General features: G+C 61.9%; 14 protein-coding genes. 8 read left to right on the forward strand and 6 right to left on the reverse strand.

Annotation, left to right across the window (positions count from 1 at the left end; translation table 11 throughout):
* The first annotated feature begins 74 nt into the window (after positions 1-74).
* The 6 genes from BLO50_RS03660 to rlmF all read left to right on the forward strand — a co-directional run bounded on the left by BLO50_RS03660 (position 75) and on the right by rlmF (position 8,108).
* Positions 75-2,906, forward strand: a complete 2,832-nt coding sequence (locus tag BLO50_RS03660; protein ID WP_090248796.1) for a valine--tRNA ligase — start codon at positions 75-77, stop codon at positions 2,904-2,906.
* A 101-nt stretch (positions 2,907-3,007) separates the two neighbouring features.
* Positions 3,008-4,471, forward strand: a complete 1,464-nt coding sequence (nhaC, locus tag BLO50_RS03665; RefSeq protein WP_090248798.1) for a Na+/H+ antiporter NhaC — start codon at positions 3,008-3,010, stop codon at positions 4,469-4,471.
* A 213-nt stretch (positions 4,472-4,684) separates the two neighbouring features.
* A complete protein-coding gene (nhaD, locus tag BLO50_RS03670; RefSeq protein WP_090248800.1) occupies positions 4,685-6,061 on the forward strand; it encodes a sodium:proton antiporter NhaD in 1,377 nt (458 codons plus the stop codon).
* 52 nt (positions 6,062-6,113) lie between these two features.
* On the forward strand, positions 6,114-6,410 hold the full coding sequence (locus BLO50_RS03675) for a winged helix-turn-helix domain-containing protein (protein WP_090248802.1): 297 nt from the start codon (positions 6,114-6,116) through the stop codon (positions 6,408-6,410).
* A 15-nt stretch (positions 6,411-6,425) separates the two neighbouring features.
* Positions 6,426-6,989 carry a VTT domain-containing protein gene (locus BLO50_RS03680; RefSeq protein WP_090248804.1) on the forward strand — a complete coding sequence of 188 codons (564 nt, stop codon included), beginning with the start codon at positions 6,426-6,428 and terminating at the stop codon, positions 6,987-6,989.
* A 90-nt stretch (positions 6,990-7,079) separates the two neighbouring features.
* Complete coding sequence (gene rlmF, locus BLO50_RS03685; RefSeq protein ID WP_090248806.1) at positions 7,080-8,108, forward strand: 23S rRNA (adenine(1618)-N(6))-methyltransferase RlmF; 1,029 nt, start codon at positions 7,080-7,082, stop codon at positions 8,106-8,108.
* A gap of 10 nt (positions 8,109-8,118) precedes the next feature.
* Here the strand turns inward: rlmF and BLO50_RS03690 are convergent, their stop codons facing one another.
* Both BLO50_RS03690 and BLO50_RS03695 read right to left on the reverse strand, forming a co-directional pair.
* Positions 8,119-9,357, reverse strand: coding sequence for an SLC13 family permease (locus BLO50_RS03690; RefSeq protein WP_090248808.1), 1,239 nt, complete (start codon positions 9,355-9,357; stop codon positions 8,119-8,121).
* A gap of 233 nt (positions 9,358-9,590) precedes the next feature.
* Positions 9,591-10,958 (reverse strand): choice-of-anchor I domain-containing protein, encoded by a 1,368-nt coding sequence (locus tag BLO50_RS03695; protein WP_090248810.1) that lies wholly within the window; start codon positions 10,956-10,958, stop codon positions 9,591-9,593.
* Between the two features lie 172 nt (positions 10,959-11,130).
* Between BLO50_RS03695 and BLO50_RS03700 the strand changes: the two genes are divergently transcribed.
* Positions 11,131-11,925: a substrate-binding periplasmic protein gene (locus BLO50_RS03700; protein WP_090248813.1), complete on the forward strand. Its 795-nt coding sequence runs from the start codon at positions 11,131-11,133 to the stop codon at positions 11,923-11,925.
* A gap of 121 nt (positions 11,926-12,046) precedes the next feature.
* Positions 12,047-13,189 (forward strand): ABC transporter substrate-binding protein, encoded by a 1,143-nt coding sequence (locus BLO50_RS03705; RefSeq protein ID WP_167354426.1) that lies wholly within the window; start codon positions 12,047-12,049, stop codon positions 13,187-13,189.
* On the opposite strand, the gene BLO50_RS03710 is transcribed toward BLO50_RS03705, so the two are convergent.
* From BLO50_RS03710 to sbcD, 4 genes are all read right to left on the reverse strand, one after another.
* Complete coding sequence (locus BLO50_RS03710; protein WP_090251199.1) at positions 13,186-14,472, reverse strand: ABC1 kinase family protein; 1,287 nt, start codon at positions 14,470-14,472, stop codon at positions 13,186-13,188. The two genes, BLO50_RS03705 and BLO50_RS03710, sit on opposite strands and share 4 nt — an antisense overlap.
* Before the next feature lie 69 nt (positions 14,473-14,541).
* Positions 14,542-15,333 (reverse strand): substrate-binding periplasmic protein, encoded by a 792-nt coding sequence (locus tag BLO50_RS03715; protein ID WP_169852818.1) that lies wholly within the window; start codon positions 15,331-15,333, stop codon positions 14,542-14,544.
* A gap of 112 nt (positions 15,334-15,445) precedes the next feature.
* The gene (locus tag BLO50_RS03720; RefSeq protein ID WP_090248816.1) at positions 15,446-18,880 is read right to left on the reverse strand and encodes an SbcC/MukB-like Walker B domain-containing protein; all 3,435 of its coding nucleotides are present in this window, start codon (positions 18,878-18,880) and stop codon (positions 15,446-15,448) included.
* Positions 18,877-20,097, reverse strand: coding sequence for an exonuclease subunit SbcD (sbcD, locus tag BLO50_RS03725; RefSeq protein WP_090248818.1), 1,221 nt, complete (start codon positions 20,095-20,097; stop codon positions 18,877-18,879). The genes BLO50_RS03720 and sbcD overlap by 4 nt, the downstream gene beginning before the upstream one ends.
* Position 20,098 lies beyond the last annotated feature (1 nt).

Consider the following 20,098-nt stretch of genomic DNA (forward strand, 5'->3'; position numbering starts at 1 on the left):
CCTTACGTCATATAGGCCATCCCCGCTATACTTGCCGGCTTTTCCGTCTAGCCGTCATAAGGGTCCCGCCGCGCATGGACAAGACCTACCAGCCGCACGCCATTGAAACCGCCCTGTACCAGAACTGGGAGGCGAACAACTATTTCGCCCCGCAGGGTTCAGGCGAGCCCTACACCATCATGATCCCGCCGCCGAACGTCACCGGCAGCCTGCACATGGGCCATGGTTTCAACAACTCGATCATGGATGCGCTGATCCGTTTCCGCCGCATGCAGGGCCGCAACACCCTGTGGCAGCCGGGCACCGACCACGCCGGTATCGCCACCCAGATGGTGGTAGAGCGCCAGCTGGCCGCCGATGGCATTGGCCGTCACGATCTGGGCCGCGAGAAATTCCTGGAGAAAGTCTGGGAATGGAAGGAACAATCCGGCGGCACCATCACCCGGCAGATCCGTCGCCTGGGCAGCTCGGTGGACTGGTCGCGCGAACGCTTCACCATGGACGACGGCTTGTCCGAGTCGGTTAAAGAAGCCTTCGTGCGCCTTCACAAAGATGGCCTGATCTACCGCGGCAAGCGCCTGGTCAACTGGGACACCAAGTTCCACACCGCTATCTCCGACCTTGAAGTGGAAAACCACGACGAGAAAGGCAGCCTGTGGAACCTGCGCTACCCGCTGGCTGACGGCAACACCACCGCCGACGGCAAGGATTACCTGATCGTCGCCACCACTCGCCCGGAAACCATGCTCGGCGACAGCGCCGTGGCCGTGCACCCGGAAGACGAGCGCTACAAAGCCCTGATCGGCACCTTTGTCGAGTTGCCACTGGTTGGCCGTCGTATCCCGATCATCGCCGACGATTATTGCGACCCTGAGTTCGGCACCGGCTGCGTGAAGATCACCCCGGCCCACGACTTCAACGACTATGAAGTCGGCAAGCGCCACAACCTGCCGCTGCTGAATATCTTCGACAAGAACGCCGCCGTGCTCGCACAGGTCCAGGCGTTCAATGTCGATGGCAGCGTCAACAGCCAGATCGACTGCAGCTTGCCGGCCGAATACGCCGGCCTGGATCGTTTCGAGGCGCGCAAACAGATAGTTGCCGCCTTCGAGGCCGCCGGCCTGCTGGAAAGCATCGACGCTCACGCCCTGAAAGTGCCGAAAGGCGACCGCTCCGGCACCATCATCGAGCCGTGGCTGACGGACCAGTGGTACGTCAGCACCAAGCCGCTGGCCGAAAAAGCCATCGCCGTGGTCGAGAGCGGTGAAATCCAGTTTGTGCCCAAGCAGTACGAAAACATGTACTTCAGCTGGATGCGCGATATCCAGGACTGGTGCATCAGCCGTCAGCTCTGGTGGGGCCACCGCATTCCAGCCTGGTACGACGATGCCGGCAACGTCTATGTTGGCCGTGACGAGGCGGAAGTACGCTCCACCCATAACCTGGGCGACGCCAACCTGCGCCAGGACGAAGACGTTCTGGACACCTGGTTCAGCTCGGGCCTGTGGACCTTCTCCACCCTCGGCTGGCCGCAGCAGACTGCCGAACTGAAGACTTTCCACCCGACCGACGTGCTGGTCACCGGCTTCGACATCATCTTCTTCTGGGTCGCCCGGATGATCATGCTGTCCACCCACCTGACCGGGCAGATCCCGTTCAAGACCGTGTACGTACACGGCCTGGTGCGCGATGGCCAGGGCCAGAAGATGTCCAAGTCCAAGGGCAACGTGCTCGACCCGCTGGATATCGTCGATGGCATTACCCTCGACGAGCTGCTGGAAAAACGCACCAGCGGCATGATGCAGCCCAAGCTCGCCGAGAAAATCGCCAAGCAGACCCGCGCCGAGTTCCCTGAAGGCATCGCCGCCTACGGCACCGACGCCCTGCGCTTCACCAACCTGGCGCTGGCCTCCACCGGTCGTGACATCAAGTTCGACATGGGCCGCGTCGAGGGTTACCGCAACTTCTGCAACAAGATCTGGAACGCCGCCAACTTCGTATTGGAAAACACCGACGGCCAGGACACCGGCGTCAACGGTGAACCGGTCGAACTGTCCTCGGTGGACCGCTGGATCATCTCCGCCCTGCAGCGCACCGAAGCCGAAGTCACCCGCCAGCTCGACGCTTTCCGCTTCGACCTGGCCGCGCAAGCGCTCTACGAGTTTATCTGGGACGAGTACTGCGCCTGGTACCTGGAGCTGGTCAAGCCCGTGCTGTGGGACGAAGCCGCGCCAATCGAACGCCAGCGCGGCACCCGCCGCACGTTGATTCGCGTGCTGGAAGTGGCGCTGCGTCTGGCCCATCCGTTTATGCCGTTTATCACCGAAGAAATCTGGCAGCGCATCAAGGCGCAAGCCGGCGTCAATGGCGAAACCATCATGTTGCAGGCCTGGCCGGTGGCCAATGAAAGCCGCATCGATGCCGCCGCCGAAGGCGATATCGAGTGGGTCAAGCAGCTGATGCTCGGCCTGCGGCAGATCCGTGGCGAGATGAAAATCTCCATGGCCAAACGCATCGATATCATCCTGCAGAACGCCAGCGCGGAAGACCTGCGTCGCCTGGCCGACAACGCGCCGCTGCTGAATAAGCTGGCCAAACTGGAGTCGGTACGCGTGCTGGAAGCGGGCGAAGAAGCGCCGATGTCCGCCACCGCCCTGGTTGGCGATATGCAAGTGCTGGTGCCAATGGCCGGGCTGATCGATAAGGACGCCGAGCTGGCGCGCCTGGACAAGGAAATCGCCCGTCTGAGCGGTGAAGTGCAGCGGGTTGGTGGCAAGCTGAGCAACGAAGGCTTCGTCGCCAAGGCGCCGGCCGAGGTGCTCGATAAAGAGCGCGCCAAGCTGGCTGAAGCTGAGCAAGCCCTGAGCAAGATGGTTGAGCAGCGCGGCAAGATCGCCGCACTCTGATCCTCTGGCAACACCCGCAGCCCGCGCCCTTACCGGCGCGGGTTTCGTTTTTTCTGGGTTGGGCTTTCCAGCCACAGTTTCATTGATCTACCGGTACACCCATGACTGATACACGCTCCCCTTCCCTGCTCGATGCCCTGCTGCCGATTGGCGTGCTGGTTTTGCTGCTGGGCCTCTCCGTCTACCTGTACGGCGACAGCTCCTCCAGCGGGCCGAACCAGATCGCGCTGATGAGCGCCGCCTTTGTCGCCGGCCTGGTCGGTCTGAAGAATGGCCTGCAGTGGGCGCAGATCGAGGAAGGCATCCTCGCTGGCATCCATATGGCGATGAAGGCCAACCTGATTCTGCTGGCGGTCGGCGCGCTGATCGGCACCTGGATTCTTTCCGGCACCGTGCCGACCATGATCTGGCTCGGCCTCAAGCAGATTTCCGCAGAATACTTCTACGTCACCAGCTGCCTGATCTGCGCCCTCACCGCGCTGTCCATCGGCAGCTCCTGGACCGTGGCCGGCACCCTGGGCATCGGCCTGATGGGCGTAGCGGCGGGCCTGGGTCTGGACCCGGCGATTACCGCCGGTGCGATCATTTCTGGCGCCTACTTTGGCGACAAGCTCTCGCCGCTGTCGGATACCACCAATCTGGCGCCCGCGGCAGCTGGAGCGGAGCTGTTTGCGCATATCCGCCTGATGCTGCGCACCACGGTGCCGGCCCTAGGCATTGCCCTGGTGCTGTTCTTTATCCTCGGTCAGCAGGCTGACGGTAGCCATGACACCGCGCGCATCGCCGAAGTGCTGCGGGCGCTGGAAAGCCAGTTCAGCCTGGGCTGGCATCTGCTGCTGCCAGTAGCCCTGCTGCTGTTTCTCGCGGTGCGCCAGTGGGCGGCCTTTCCAGCGGTGTTTGTCGCCGCGCTGCTGGGCGGGGTGTTTGCGGTGGTGTTCCAGCCGGAAGTGATGACGCGCCTGGCCGATCCAGCCGCCGGCAGCCTGGCGCCGCTGAAAACCGTGTGGACGGCGCTGTTCGCCGGTTATGAATCCAGCAGCGGTAACCCGGAGCTGGACGGCCTGTTGTCCAAGGGCGGTATGGCCAGCATGCTCACCACAGTGTGGCTGATCATCTGCGCCATGTGTTTTGGCGGCGTACTGGAAAAACTCGGCCTACTCCAGCGCCTGCTGCAAAGCACCCTGCACCTGGCGAAAAGCACCAGCAGTCTGATCGCCAGCACCATTGCCACCACCATCGGCACCAATATCATCACCGCCGACCAGTACATCGCCCTGGTACTGCCGGGTCGCATGTACCGCGCCGAGTATGAAAAACGTGGCCTGGCTCCGGTCAACCTGTCGCGCGCCCTAGAAGACGGCGGCACCCTGACCTCAGTACTGGTGCCATGGAACACCTGCGGCGCCTATATGGCTGCGACCCTCGGCGTGGCGACCCTGAGCTACCTGCCGTACTGCTTCTTCAACCTGCTGATGCCGCTGCTGGCAATCACACTGGCCTTTATCTTCCCGCCGCAGGCCATCATGCCCGTTCAGGCCGAACGCGACGACCAGTCGCAAGCCTGAAGCTAGGTTCGCCCGCCACCGCGCATCGCCGCGCGGTTCGTGCAGCATAGGACTAACCCATCAGTCAGAAAACACCCGCTTAGGTCTCAGTGGGACTCTCTGCACGATATTTACCCTCCCAATTTCTGAGCATTTCAGGCATCTTCGTCCACGCATCAAAAGCTCGCGGCACCTCTAAATCAATAAAAAAGCCCTGCAAATGGAATTCTGACCATGTATGCGTTGATGGCATTGATCTTTGTCCTCGGTTACCTGTGCATCGCCCTCGAACACCCCCTGAAAATCGATAAAGCCGCGTCGGCCATCCTGACTGCCGTCATTTGCTGGACCCTGCTGGTACTCGGCGCGGACAGCATTCTGCCGCTGATCGGAGCCGCCACCCCTGGCGCCACGGGCAATGACCATCACGTGACTGAAGAGCTGCGCCATCACCTGGGTGAGATCTCCGAGATCCTGTTCTTCCTCATGGGCGCCATGACCATCGTCGAACTGATCGATGCCCATGAAGGCTTCAAGGTCATCACCGACCGCATCCGCACCAACAAACGCGTCACGCTGCTCTGGGTGGTGGGGCTGATTACCTTCTTCCTCTCGGCCGTACTGGACAACCTGACCACCACCATCGTCATGGTTTCGCTGCTGCGCAAACTGGTCGATGACCAAAAGGAACGCTGGTTCTACGTCGGCATCGTGGTGATTGCCGCCAACGCCGGCGGCGCCTGGTCACCGATAGGTGACGTGACCACCACCATGCTGTGGATCGGCAACCAGATCAGCGCCAGCGGCATCGTCCTCAGCCTGTTCATCCCCAGCCTGGTCTGCCTACTGGTACCGCTGCTGATTCTGAGCATGACCATGAAGGGCGAAATCCAGCGTCCGCTGCTCAGCGAATCGGACGAGGAACGCCGCGACCCGACCACGCCCTTCGAGCGCAACCTGGTGTTTGCCCTGGGCATCGGCGCCCTGCTATTCGTCCCTGTATTCAAGACCGTGACCCACCTGCCGCCTTACATGGGCATCCTTTTCGGTCTCGGCGTGCTCTGGGTGGTCACCGAGGTGATTCACCGCGGCAAGAACGACGAAGACAAGCACCCACTCTCGGTGGTTGGCGTTCTGCGGCGCATCGACACCACCAGCGTGCTGTTCTTCCTCGGCATCCTGCTGGCAGTCTCCAGCCTGGCCACCGCCGGCCACCTGACCCAGGTGGCGACTCTGCTGCGCGAAAGCCTGGGCAATGTCTATGCGATCAACATTGCCATCGGCCTGCTCTCCGCCGTGGTCGACAACGTACCGCTGGTGGCCGGCGCCATGAAGATGTACCCACTAGTCACCCCGGAGGTGCTGGCGCTGGCCGGTGCCGACACCGCCTGGCTGAGCAATTTCCAGATTAACGGTACCTTCTGGGAAATGCTCGCCTACTGCGCCGGCACCGGCGGCAGCTGCCTGATCATCGGCTCGGCAGCCGGTGTGGCGGCCATGGGCATGGAGAAGATCAACTTCATCTGGTACCTGAAAAGGATCAGCCTGCTGGCCTTCCTCGGCTACATTTCCGGTGCTGCGACCTATATCGCGATTGCCACCTTGAGCTGACCCTTCATCAGGCCGTGCGCCCTGCGCATGGCATAACACCAGGTACATGCCCATGGATGTCAGCAAAACCCGCAGCAGCTTCTACCGCCGCCTGTACGTGGCCTGGCTGATCGACAGCGGCACGGCGACCAACGTACCCGCCTTGATGGACGCCACCGGCATGCCCCGGCGTACCGCCCAGGACACCCTGAGCGCCCTGGCCGAGCTGGATATCGAGTGCACCTTTGCCCAGCAAAGCGGTGAGCGCAATAACGCCGGGCACTACGAGATTCGTGACTGGGGCGCGATCAATCCGCAGTGGATTGCCGCCAACCTGGCGCAGATAAAAGCCGTACTCGGCTACCCCTGAAGCCACGAGGCCGCCATGCGCAGTTCCTCCCGCCTGCTGCTGGTCATCCTGTTTCTGCTGGCTCTGTTCGTGCTGTTCGAAACCCTGGGCATCCGCGCGCAGTTCAACCTCGACGCCTTGCAGGCGCTGCTCCTGATGCATCCGGCCGTCGGTCTGCTGCTGTTTACCCTGCTATTTGCCCTGGGCAATCTGATCCAGATTCCCGGCTGGGTATTTCTCGCCGCTGCGGTGCTGGCCCTGGGACGGGTGTATGGCGGTGTAGTCACCTATATCGCGGCCTGCGTGTCCTGCACCGTCACCTACATCACCATTCGCTATCTGGGCGGAAACGCCCTGCGTGAGTTGAATAACCCGCTGGCGCAACGCCTGCTAAGCGGCCTTGATCGCCATCCGCTGGCCAGCATCATCAGTCTACGCATGCTGTTTCAGACCGTGCCGGCCTTGAACTACGCGTTGGCCTTGTCTGGCGTGCGCTTTCGCACCTACCTGCTCGGCACCCTGCTCGGCCTGCCGCTGCCCATTGCCCTGTACTGCATGTTCTTCGACTACCTGGCCATGTTGCTCAATATTGCCCACTAGCGCCGGCATCCAGCGTTTACCTACAGTCGGCAAGCAACCTGCGCCCAGCTGTGGGAAAATCCCGCGCCCCACGCCTTAGATCCGTCTGCCATGTCCTTGCCGCCGAAACGCCCCAGCCGAAAACCTGCCGCACCGCGCACCGCGCCCAGTAAACCTGAGGCCAACAAGGCCGATGCGAGCAAAGGCCAGCTGCACCCACGCAATCGCCATCAGGGCCGTTATGACTTCCCCGCGCTGATCAAGACCAGCCCTGAGCTGGCAACCTTCGTGATCATCAACCCCTATGGCAAGGAAAGCATCGACTTCGCCAATCCGGCGGCGGTCAAGGTGTTCAACCGGGCGCTGCTCAAGCAGTTCTATGGCATCCAGCATTGGGATATTCCGGCGGATTATCTGTGCCCGCCGATCCCAGGCCGCGCCGATTACCTGCATTACCTGGCCGACCTGCTGGCCGCCAGTAACGGCGGCGAAATCCCGCGCGGCGCCAAAGTGCGTGCGCTGGATATTGGCGTAGGGGCCAACTGCATCTACCCAATGCTGGGCCACCGCGAATACGCCTGGCAGTTTCTCGGCTCGGACATCGCTGCCAACGCCATCGCCTCGGCCAAGACCATCGTGCAGGGCAATCCGGGCTTGAGCGATGCGATTGAGCTGCGCCAGCAGCGCGACAGCACGCATATCTTCCAGGGTTTGCTGCATGCCGATGAGCGCTTCGACCTGACTCTGTGTAACCCACCCTTCCATGCCAGTGCGGAAGAAGCCAGCAGCGGCAGCAAGCGCAAATGGCGCAACCTCGGCAAACTCGACCCCAAGCGCAAACTGCCAGTGCTGAACTTCGGCGGTCAGGCGGCAGAGCTGTGGTGCAAGGGCGGTGAAGCGGCGTTTGTCAGCCAGCTGGTCAAGGAAAGCGCCGAAATCGGCCAGCAGGTGCTGTGGTTCAGCAGCCTGATTTCCAAGGCCGGTAACCTGCCAGGCGTGTACAGCGCGTTGAAGAAAGCCGGCGCGCTGCAGGTACAGACCGTGGAGATGGCGCAGGGGCAGAAGCAGAGCCGCTTTGTCGCCTGGACCTTCCAGACGCCGGAACAGCAACAGCGCTGGCGGCAGAACCGCTGGCAATAACCGCGGAGACTTACCAGGGCAGCCAGCCGCCCAACGCCAGCCATACCCCAGCCAGGCCCATGCTCAGCAGGGTCACCGGCACGCCGCTGCGGGCAAAGTCGATAAAACTCAGCGGCACACCCTGACGCCGCGCGCTTTCGGCGACGATCAGGTTGACCACGCTGCCGATCAGCAGCAAGTTGCCGGCCAGCGTCGACATGATCGCCAGGCCCACCAACAAGGCCTCACTGGCCTCCGGCAACACGCCCAACAGCAACATCACATACGGCACATTGCCGATCAGGTTACCGGCAAACAGCGACAGGCTCGCCAGCGTGATCACCCCGTGCGGTAACAGGCCCAATTCGGCTAGAGTGCCCGCCAGACCCGCGACCTGCGGCAGGCTCATCGCCGCGCCCGTCACCACGAACAACCCGGCAAACAGCAGTAATAGGTTCCAGTCGACCTTCTGCACATAGTCGCGACTGTCCACCCGCCGCGAGATCATCACCAGCACCGCGATCAACAGGGCAGAAATCTCCCGCGGCATGCTGGTGGAAAACAGCCCGAGCAGCACCAGGCTGGCCAGCAGCGGTTTCAGGTAACTGCGCACACCATAAATATGCTGCACCGGGGTTTCTGCCTGCACCGCCGGCTTGGCCGTGCCCCAGCGTTTGCGCCACTGCAGCCAGATCACCGCGTAAGTAATAGCCAGTGCGGCCAGCGCAGGTGGCCCGGCGATAAAGGTGTAAGACCAGAAGTCCAGGCCGCCGGCCTGGCCGATCAAAATGTTCTGCGGGTTGCCGATCAGGCTCGCGGAGGAGCCGGCATTGCACGACAGCGCCAGGGCCAGGAGAAACGGCCGCGGATCGAGACCACGGGCCAGCAGGCTATGGCACAGCAACGGGGTCAGGGCAAAGGCGACGATGTCATTAACCAGCAGCGCCGACAGCACGCCGCCCAACAGAACCACGCCCAACAGCAGCAGCGCCGGCTGCTCGGCATAGTGGCTGAGCTGCTGGTTAAGCCAGGCGTACACGCCGGAGAAATCGAACTGCGCACTGATCAGCATCAGCGCCAACAGCAGCAAGAGTGCACCGGCATCCAGATGGCTGGCCGCCTCGGCCGGGGATTGTGCGCCGCTGACCAGCAGCAACACCGCCGCGCAGCCAGCAATCCAGCTGCGATCAACGCGCAAGCCACGGATGCCCCCGGCGGCCATGCCCAGGTAGGTCAGTACAAACAGAATTGAAACGACCCAAACGGTCATGCGTCAGCTATCCCCCTCATACCCGCGCGATTGCGCTGCAGCACTCTAAAGGGCCTGAAGCTGACGGGGAACTGGCCGTAAAGAAAAAAGCGTCTGCCGCGATTTCCAACCTCGCGCAGCGACGACGCGAGAGTTGGCCGCCAGGGATGGCAGTCCATAAAAAGCCGGCGCAAAGGCCGGCTTGTTTGAGACTCGGCCAGGCGCAGACAGCGCGCCTGACCGCAACAGGCGTATTACTTAAGCAGCTCGAACACCGCCACGTTGCCGCTCTTCTCCAGGCCAGTGACCAGGAAATGCCGACCCTCACGTTCAACATGGGCCAGCCCTTCCGGCGCCAGGTTGCCGGAGCCGGCGCCTTCACCGGCACCCACCACTTGCAGCACCTTGGGTTGCTCGGCCTGGTCCAGATCAATCAGGGCCAGGGCATCGGCGCGCTCCAGAGTTGCCACAGCCAGACGTTTGCCGAAGGCATCGAAACTCACCACACCTTCAGGCTCGCTGCCTTTGTTGGGGCTGCGCGCATCCGGGTAAACACCGGCCTGGGCGGCCATATCGTCGAGCTGGCTGCCGGTATCACCGAGCAGCTTGCCGCTCATGGCATCGAACACACTGACCGTGCGCCCGCCACCGCTGGGCAGGCCATCCTTAGTTTTAGCGATTTTCGGGTCGGTATCGCCTTCATCAGCGCTGACCAGGTAACGGCCATCGGCACTCACCGCCAGCGCATCGGGTTCGCGCAGAGCAAACAGCTCGGCCGCCGGGGCGTACTTGCCGTCATCGATGATGTCCGCGGCATGACGCACGGTGCCCAGGCCAAACACTTTGTCCAGCTTGCCTTGCAGCACATCCACCACAGCAATCGCGTTGTTCTCTTGCAGGCTTACGTAGGCGCGCGCGCCGTCCGGGCTGAAGGTCACGTATTCCGGTTCGATATGCTCAGGGCTGGTGCCGAACGGCACTTTCAACTCTTCGCCGTCGATCACCCGCTCCACCAGACGCTTGTGCTCAACCTGGATCGCGCCTTCGACACCTTTCAGGTCCGGCAGGGTGATCAGGCTGTGCTTGGCCGCCGCCACGCCGCCACGCAGGTCAATCAGGCTGATTGAGCCTTCACCGCTGCGGAAACCCTCGCCGTCACGCACATAGCCTTCGCCTTCGTTGGCCACCACGATGAAGTCGCCCTTGGGCGAAAACGCCAGGCTGTCAGGCCAGATGCCAATTTCAACGGTATTGAGCAGCTTGCCATCGGCCACCGAACGCAACTCGACGCGACCGTTTTTCAGGCCATCGCTGTTGCGGATGCACACGGCAAACAGGTCTTCGCTGGGGTGGAAAATCGCCGAGGTGATTTCCCCCGTGCCGGCTGCCACCAGGTTATGCCGGGCAATGCGATTGAGACCCTTGGCCGGGTCCAGGTGCAGCACATCGACCAGGCCTTCGGCGCTATTGGACACAATCACGCGCATGCTCGAGGCCTGCGCGCTGACAATTTCAGTGCCGGCCGCAAAGCCGCTCTCGTACAGTGCCAGGGGTTTAAGCTCAAGGGCAGAGGCCAACGGAGCCAGGGCAAACAGCGCGCAAAGTGTAGGGATTCGCAGCACAGCAACTATCCTTATGAAGAGACATGGGGATTGAACAAATCCGCAGCAGTCTTCACCCGCACGATGACGTTTTAATGAAACATTAATGGCGTTTTATCTGCGCCTGCGCAGTGGTATTACTAGGTCATAAACACGTGTAGGCGATATTCCCGGTAGTCACTAAGGGGCTTTGATGAAGTGGAAAAACCTGTTCATTGGACTCTGCCTGTTGCTGGGGCTGCCCGCGCAAGCCAGCGAACAGCCAGAACTGAAGATCAGCGTCGGCGACTGGCCGCCTTATCTGTCCAGCGAGTTGCGACACAACGGGGTAATCGCCCACCTGATCAGTGACCTGCTGGCCGATGAAGGCTATCGCGTCACCTTTCAATTTCTGCCCTGGCCACGCGCTTATTCATCAGCTGCGGCGGGCCGCTTTGATGCCAGTGCGGTGTGGATGCACAAGGCCGAGCGCGAGGCTGACTTTCTCTTCAGTGCGCCATTGCTCGACGAACAATTCGTGTTCTTTCACCTGAAAAGCCTGCCCTTTGACTGGCAGCACTTTGATGATCTCACCGGCATGACCCTCGGCGGCGGCCTGGAATACAGTTATGGCCCGCAGTTCGATGCCTTTCTCGCCGAGAACAAGGTAAAGATGGAGCGCGTCTCCAGCGACCAGCAGAACTTCGAGAAGCTGCTCAAGGAGCGTGTAGTGCTCTACCCGCAGGAAATGAACGTCGGCTACGCCGCCCTGCGCAGCCACTTCAGCGCGGAAGACCAAGCCAAGATCACCCACCACCCTAAACCGCTGCTGGTCAACCTCAGCTACCTGATGCTGCCGAAAAGCCTGGAAGGCAGTCCGGCGCTGCTCGAACGCTTCAATAAGCGCCTGCAGCTTTACCGTGACAGCGGCCGTTACCAGCGTTATTTCGATGATCTACAGCAAGGCAAGTACCAGCTGGAGCCGTCAGCATCACCCACAAATGAGTAAAAACCGGTCTTTTATGCACAACTGACTAGAGTGCTTTAGAGAATCATATGCACAGCCAGAACAAGAAGAAATGGACGAGCAGGCCCTGCAGTCGCCTGCGATCAGGGCAAGGAGCGTATCGATGACATCTCGACAGCTGCTGCGTGGCCTGGTGATCAGCTGCCTGCTGATACCGGGTTTTGCCAGCGCAGCGGAGCCAGGCCTGAGCACAAATGAAGTGCGGATCGGCATGGTCAATGCGCAGAGCGGCCCGGCGGCAGCTCTGGGGTTGGGCATGCTCAATGGCGCTCAGGCCTACTTCAAACGCGTCAACGCCGAAGGCGGGGTGCATGGCCGGCGGATCAACCTGCTCAGCCGGGACGATGGCTACGAGCCCAGCCAGACTGCCGCACACACCCGCAGCATGCTGAAAACCCAGCAGGTGTTCGCCCTGCTCGGCTATGTCGGCACGCCCACCTCACGCGCCGCCGTACCGCTGGCGTTGCGCGCGCAAGTGCCTTACCTGTTCCCCTTTACCGGCGCCGAGTTTCTGCGCACACCGGCAAGACCTGGGGTGTTCAATATTCGCGCGTCCTACATCGAGGAAACCGAGCATCTGGTCGAGCGCATGACCCAGGACCTCAAGCTGAGCAAGATCGCCATCCTGATGCAGGACGACTCCTTCGGTGAGTCGGTCAAGGGCGGCCTCAACGGCGCGCTGGTCAAGCGTGACCTAACGATTCATGCGCAGGCGCGCATCCAGCGCAATTCGCTGGACGTGACTGCGGCCATCCAGGCCCTTCAGCGCACCCAGCCGGAAGCGGTGTTCTTTGTCGGCACTTACAGGCAACTGGCGGCCGCGATCAAGCAGGCGAAAGCGCTGGGCTTCAATACACGCTTTGTCAGCGTGTCGTTTATCGGCACCGAGGGGTTTATCCGTGAGATCGGCAGTGACGGCGATGGGGTGTATATATCCCAGGTAGTGCCCTCTCCTGACGACAGCTCGCTGGCGCTGGTGCGCGCCTATCAGGCCGATATGCAACCCGGCGATTTTGACCATGCCTCGCTGGAGGGCTATATCGGCGCGGCGGTGTTTACTCAGGCGTTGCGCAAAGCCGGTACTGAGCCTACGCGCGAGACGTTTCTCGATGCGCTTGAACACCTCGAAACGGACCTGGGCGGCTTCAAGGTGGCGTTCTCGCGCAGCCAGCATCAGGGCTCCAGCGCGGTATACCTGACCCGTATCGAAAATGGCCAAGCCTTACCCGTCGAGACCATGCGCTAACGCCCAGCCAGCTGCACCTGCAACAGATCGGCCACCGGCAGCGCCACGCCGAGGCGGCTGAGGTTCCAGTAATGCCCTTCCAACGTGCGATTGACCAGCAAGGTGGCCGGTGCCGGTTGCAGGCTGCCCAACGCACCCAGCACATCGGGTAGCAGCCGTTGCACCTGTTCATGCAACGGCGTGGCGGCAAAGTCCCAATGCACACCAGGTTGCAACAGCGGACCGAGCAAACCATGCAGCTGACGGTACAAGCCATAGGGTGTGGTGGATTGCGGCTGGCGTGTTCCCAGCGCCTGGAAGGCCTTTTCCAGCTGCTCACCGTCGCGAGCCTGCAGCGCCTTGTAGGTTTGCACATAGGCCGCCAGCAAGGGCGCGGACAGCGCCTGTACACAGCCGAAGTCATACACCACCAGCTCACCGGCGGCAGTGTAGGCGAAATTGCCCGGATGCGGATCGGCATGCAGCAGGCCCAGCTCAAAGGCTTGGGCACTCAACCAGCGCACCAGCGTCAGGGCCAGGCGCTCACGCACTTCGGCACTGGCCTGGCTGACCTCGGCAAACGGCAAACCGGCCTCCTCACTGAGCGCCAGCACACCGGGCCGGCACAGGTCTTCCTGCGGCTGCGGCAGGCGCAAGCCAGGCCAATCGGCGAAATGCGCGCGAAAGTCCTGCAAGCGGCGCATCTCGGCTGGGTAGTCCAACTCAGCTTCAATCACGGCTGCCAGCTCTTGATACAGCCCTTCCAGCTGTGCGGCCGGCGCGCGGAACAGACGCCCTAGCGGCAATAAGCGGCGCAGCTGGCGCAGATCCGCCTGGCAGATCTCGGCGATGCCTGGGTATTGCACCTTGAGCACCAGCGCCCGACCATCCGCCGCGATAGCGCGATGCACCTGGCCAAGGGACGCAGCGGCGAAAGGCTGCTCATCAATCTGCTGGAAGAACTGCCCGAGGTCCGCGCCGTACACCTGCTGCAGGTGCCCGCGAAGTGCGCTAAAGGGCAAGGCCGGTACGCGGTTCTGCAGCGAGGCCAGCGCCTTGGCCACCGGCTCAGGCAACACACCCTGCCACTGCGAAGCCATTTGCCCCAGCTTCAGCACCGGGCCTTTCATCTCACCCAGGACATCGGTGAGCAGATCGCCCACCGGCTGCCAATCAATCGCGCTGCGCCCTGGACGCAACCGTTGTCCCAATACGCTACCGCCGATACGCGTTGCAGTGCCGGCCAAGGTCAGAAAGCGCCCAAGCGCAGAGGCAGACGGTGGAGCGGCGGGAGGCTTGGCCATGCAGCAATACTCATCGAGGCGAAGCACGATCATGCACCTGCCCTTGACAGGCTCCAAGCATTAACCGACTCAGGGCTGCGAGCGTGCCAGAAAATCCCGCACCTGCTGCCGATACGTCACCGACTCGCGCTGACGCTCAATTTCATCCCAGATACGCGCGGCATACGCGGGGTTATCCGCCACATAGGCGTTGGACAGCATCAGGTAGTAGGCCTTCTCTTCCAGCGGCAGTTTGACCTTCTCCAGCAGCGCTGCCAGCTCAGGATTGCTCTGCAGCACAAAGTCGCCACGCAGGCTCTGTAGCGCCGCCGCTTCGATGCGTTTAAGGCTGAGCATCTGCAACAGCGCCAGGGGATCACGGCTGGTTTCATCCACCTCGGCGCCCTGAGCGCGAATAAAATCGGCAATCGAAAAGCCGCTCAAAGCCCCCACCCGCCCATGCAGTTGGCGAAACTCTTCACCGTTCCAGCTCACCGGACTGTCTTTGCGTCGGTACAGGGCATAGATCGAGGTGTGCAGTCGCTTGCGTTCATCCAGCCGGCCATCGGCATCCTGTGGGTAGCGACCGAGAAGCAAACGTTCCTCCTTAAAGCTGGAGGCAAAAGCGCCGTCATAAGTACCTTGAGCAAGCCCGGACAGGCAGCGTTTCCAGGGTACGGCAACAAAGCTGAACTGCACTGGCAAGGCATCGGCAACCAGGCGCAGCAGCTGCAGATTGAGCCCGCGGCCGTCGGTCATCACCCAGGGGTAGGAGTTCTGATCCTCATAGCAGAGGGTCAAGGCCTCGGCCGAACGCGGGGCCGCATGGACATCAACAACCAGGCAACAGCAGCACAGCAGGCAGATCAACACCTTGGCCAAGTGCAATGCTCCGAGACAGTGGTAACCGCCGCTTTCTGGCGGATTTAAAGACCGCTTCCTGCGCGCTAACCCTCAGTATAGGTAGGCATGGCCAAGGCAACGCTGGCGCAGATCAATTGTCCTGCGCATTCACCGCAAAGCGCTTATCCAGGCCGCTGTAGCCCATGCCAACGCCCTTGTGCACTTTTAGCTGCACCGGGATGCGCTCCTTGAGTGCCTCGACGTGGCTGATCACGCCAATCATCTTGCCGCTGGCGTTGAGGTTATCCAGGGCATCCAGCGCCACCTCCAGGGTTTCCCCGTCCAACGTGCCGAAGCCTTCATCGAGAAACAGTGAGTCGATGCTGGTCTTGTGGCTGACCAGATCGGACAGCGCCAAGGCCAGGGCCAGGCTGACCAGAAAGCTCTCGCCGCCGGACAAGGTTTTGGTGTCGCGCGCCGCATCGGCCTGCCAGGTGTCGATCACCTCCAGCTCCAGTTCTCCGCTGCTGCGTCGCGCCAACTGGTAGCGGCCGTGCAGACGTTCCAGCTGCTGATTGGCCAGGTAGACCAGATGATCCAGAGTCAGGCCCTGGGCGAACTTGCGGTACTTGGCGCCATCGGCCGAGCCGATCAGGCTGTTAAGTTGCTGCCATAAGTCGTATTCACCCTGCTTGGCGGTGATCGCGGCAAACAGGCTTTGCTGTCCTTGCCGGCGCATGTCATCACCTTGCAGCTGGGCGCGGATTTCGCCCTGGCGTTCGCTTAGGGCTTTTAGCTGGGCGTTCAGAGCAAGCAGCTGCTCATCCAACTGCGCCAGGCTAAGCGCGGTGGCCGGGCTGGCTTGTAGAGCGGCCAATTGCTGCTTGGCGGCACGGACCAAGGCCTGCGCATCGTTCAAGGCTTTATCCAGACGCTGACGCAATTGCTGCAACGCGGCACGCTGCGCCTCATCCAGCAAGGCGACCAGATAATCAGCTTCGGCATTAAAGGGGCTGGCAACCAGAGCGGCCATCCACTGCTGCTCGGTCTGTTGCAGGCGCGCCTGATCATCCTGCAGACGGCTGGCTAGGGCCTGATGGCTACCGGACAGCTGCTGCTGGCGGCGCTGCGCCTCTTCCAGTTGCATCTGCGCCTGCTGCAAAGCCGCCTGCGCATCGGCGGGCTTGGCCAAGGCCGGTTGATCGGCCAGGCCCAATACATCCCAGCGTTGCTGCCAGAGCCGGGCAAGCTGAGCTGCGTTTTGTAGCCCATGATCCAGCTCGCTTAACTCGCGCTGTAAATCCAGGCTCTGCTGCTGATTGTGCTGCCAGCGCTGCCACTCGGCCTGACGCTCAGCCAGCCAGGCGCTGGCGTCGTCCGGCAGCTGATAGTCGAACTCGGCCAAAGCTTGGCTTAGGCTGGCGCTACGCTCGCTGGCAACCTCCAGCAACTGCTGCACGCGCAATTGCCCTTGCTCACTCTGCTCCTGACGTTGCTGCAGTAGCAGGCGATTAAGCGCCTGCTGCTGTTCCAGCTCGCTGCACAGTTGCTGCAAACCCAACCGCGCCTGCTGGCGTTGCTCAAGTTGGCTGTTGAGCTGTTGCAGCTGTTCAAGACACTGCTGCAGTTGTTGCAACTCAACGCTCTGCTGCGCCTGCTGATCAGCCAGGGCAATGGCATCGGTCAGCGGGTTTTCCAGCTGCGCGCTAAGCGCCTGCCAGCGCTCGCCCTGCTCGGCCTGGGTCTGCTGGCCACGCTCGAACTGCTGCTCTTGCTGCTCCAGGCGCGCGGCGAGCTTTTCCAGCTCGCCAGCCAGTTGCCGACCTTGTTCAGTCAGGGCTTCCAGCTCAGTGCGCTTGCTATTGAGCAGCGTCTTGGTCGCCGACACATCCAGGGCCTGGTAGGCGCTGATCGCCGGGTGCGACTCGGAGCCACACAACGGGCAGGCCTCCCCGGGTTGCAGCTGTGCACGATGGGCTTCCAGGGCCTGAATGCGCTGCTCCTGCTCCAGTAATTTCTCCTGGGCCTGCACCTGTTGCTGCAGGTCCTTGTAGCTCAGACGCAGCTGCGCCACTTCGGCGTTCTTGGTTTGATGCTGCTCGCGCAATAGCGTCAGCGCACGGGCCAACTGCTCTTGCTCGACCGTTAGGCGCTGTTGCGCACCGACCAACTCTCCCAGCTGAGTCAGCACACCGCCCTGGATATGCAGCTGCTGCCAGCGCTCACGCAGGGCCCCTTCGCTGCGCCCAACCAATAATTCATCGCGTTGCTGTTGTGCGACCTTTTCCTGCTCGCGGGCCTGCTGCAGGCGATTCTGTTCGGCACCAAGTTGCTCAGTCTGCTGGCGCAGTTGCGTCTGCAACGCGGTGATAGTTTCTTGCAGCTGCTGTTGACTGAGTTGCAGCTGGGCGATTTCTTCAGCCATCTGCTGACGCGCCTTTAGCTGCTCGCCCCAGCTACCCAGTTGCTCACCCAGACGGCCATGCTGCGGCTGCGCGGCCAGTTGTTGCTGCAACTGCTGCAGGCGTTCGGCCAGTTGCTGGCGCTGCGCCTGGCAATCGGCGAGCAGCGCCGCGCTAAGTTCGCGGGCCTGCCAACTGTGCTCGGCAATCGCCTGCTCAACCTGGCGCTGTTCGACGGCATTCTGTTGCAGGCCCTGCTCGGTCTGCTCCAGGCTCTGGCGGGCCTGCTGCCAGTCATGGTGCAGCGGCAGCAAACGCAGCGCCGGTTCGCTGGAAGCCAGTTGCGCCAACTGCGGCTGGGCCAGCTGTAAATCATCCAGCGCCGCCTGCTCGGCCTGCTGGCTGGTGTGCAACTGAGCCTGGGTCTTGCTCAGCTCCTCGCACCAGCGGCGCTGGCGCTGCAACTCGGTTTGCTCTGTGCCCAGGGCAGCTTCATCAATAGCCAGCTGCTCGGCCTGCGCCTGCAGCTCGCTACGCTGCTCTTCGCTTAGCAGCTCGACACCATCGGCACGGGCGCGCAGCTGGTCGAGAGCGACTTTCACCTCGCGACACTGCTCGAACACCCGCTGGGAAATCTGCCCGTAGATATCGGTGCCGGTTAGTTCTTCCAGCAACTCGGCGCGCTGGTTGGCGTTGGCTTCGAGAAAAGCGGCGAAACCACCCTGAGCCAGCAGCATGGATTTGGTAAAGCGCTCGAAATCGAGACCCGTGAGGCGCTCGGTCTCACGCAGCTTCTCGTTGATCTTGTCGGTGATGATCTGCCCATCGGCAGCCGCCAGCTCGACCTTGGGCGATTGCAGCGCACCATCGGCCTTGTCGCGGGCGCGGCGCTGGCTCCAGAAGGCGCGGTAACCCATGCCCTTAACCTCAAATTCGACCTCGGCCAAACAGTCGGCGGTGTGCCGGCTCATCAGTTCGTTGGCACTGGCCGACACCGTGCTCATACGCGGCGTGCGGTGGTAAAGCGCCAGGCAGATGGCATCCAGCAACGTGGTCTTGCCCGCGCCAGTCGGGCCGGTGATCGCAAACAGGCCGTTGTCCTTAAACGGCTCGGCGGTGAAATCGATCTTCCATTCGCCTTTCAGCGAATTGAGGTTTTTCAGGCGCAGGCTAAGGATCTTCATAGCTCGCCCTCGCGCAGCTCACTGACCACCTGTTGATACAGCCCCAGCAGGCGCGCCTGCTCAGTTTCGTCCAGGCTTTCGCTGCTTAGGCGTTGGGCGAATACATCCTCGACACTTAGCTCATCCAGGGTTTCCCTGGCCTGGCCCTGCAAGCTCGCGCAGGCATTACCGCGCTCGCGGCGAATGCGCAGCACCTCCACCGGCAGGCCCTCGCATAGGGCGGCGATACGCAACTGCAAGTCACTCAGGTAATCGTCGGTACCGACCAGCACTTCCAACCATACCGGCAGCTCGACACTGCCCTGCTCCGCCGCTTGCTTGATCTGCACGTCCAGCTCTTTTAGTGAGCCGCGCAAGGACAGCAGCGGCTGAAAACGCGGTACCGGCAGCGCGCTGATCTGGCGCATGCCACTGCTATCCAGCTCGACCAATAGCACTTCTTTCTGCTGTTTGGCTTCATCGAAGCTCAGCGCAATGGGCGAACCGCAGTAGCGGATATGCTCCAGCCCGCTGACCTTCTGCGGGCGGTGAATATGCCCCAGGGCGATGTAAGCAGCAGGCGGAAAAGCGCTGGTGGGAAAGGCCTCCAGGCTGCCGACATAAATCTCGCGCACCGAATCGCTGGCACTGGCACCCACAGTAGTGAGATGCCCCGTGGCAATAATCGGCAGATCGCCGCCCAGTGCATCGCGCTTGCTCACCGCCAGGGCATAGAGGTCCTGATAGTGCTGCTGAATAGCCTGTTGCAACGACTGCTGCTTGTCCTGCGCACTCTGCCCGGCCTGGCTAAGCAATACATCGCGTGGGCGGATAAAGGGGATGCCACAGAGAATCGCACCCGGCGAGCCGTCGCGCCGATGCAACACCAGCAGCTGTTCATCCAGCTGCTCGCAGACGCCGGGAATTACCCGCGTCCCCAACTGCGCCAGCAGCGTCTTGCTCTCACCGAGCATGGCCACTGAATCGTGATTGCCGCCCAGCACCACCAACTCGCAGCCGGTGCCACGCAACTCGACGATAAAGCGGTTGTACTGTTCGCGGGCGTAGCTCGGCGGCGCGCCGGTGTCGAAGATATCGCCGGCGATCAGCACGGCATCGACCGCCTGCTCGCGTACCCGATCGATTAGCCAGGCACAGAACGCCTGGTGCTCGGCCTGGCGGGTCTTGCCCATAAAGTGCTGGCCGAGGTGCCAGTCGGAGGTGTGCAGGATGCGCATG

Source organism: Pseudomonas peli (genome assembly GCF_900099645.1).
Classification (GTDB): Bacteria; Pseudomonadota; Gammaproteobacteria; order Pseudomonadales; family Pseudomonadaceae; genus Aquipseudomonas; species Aquipseudomonas peli.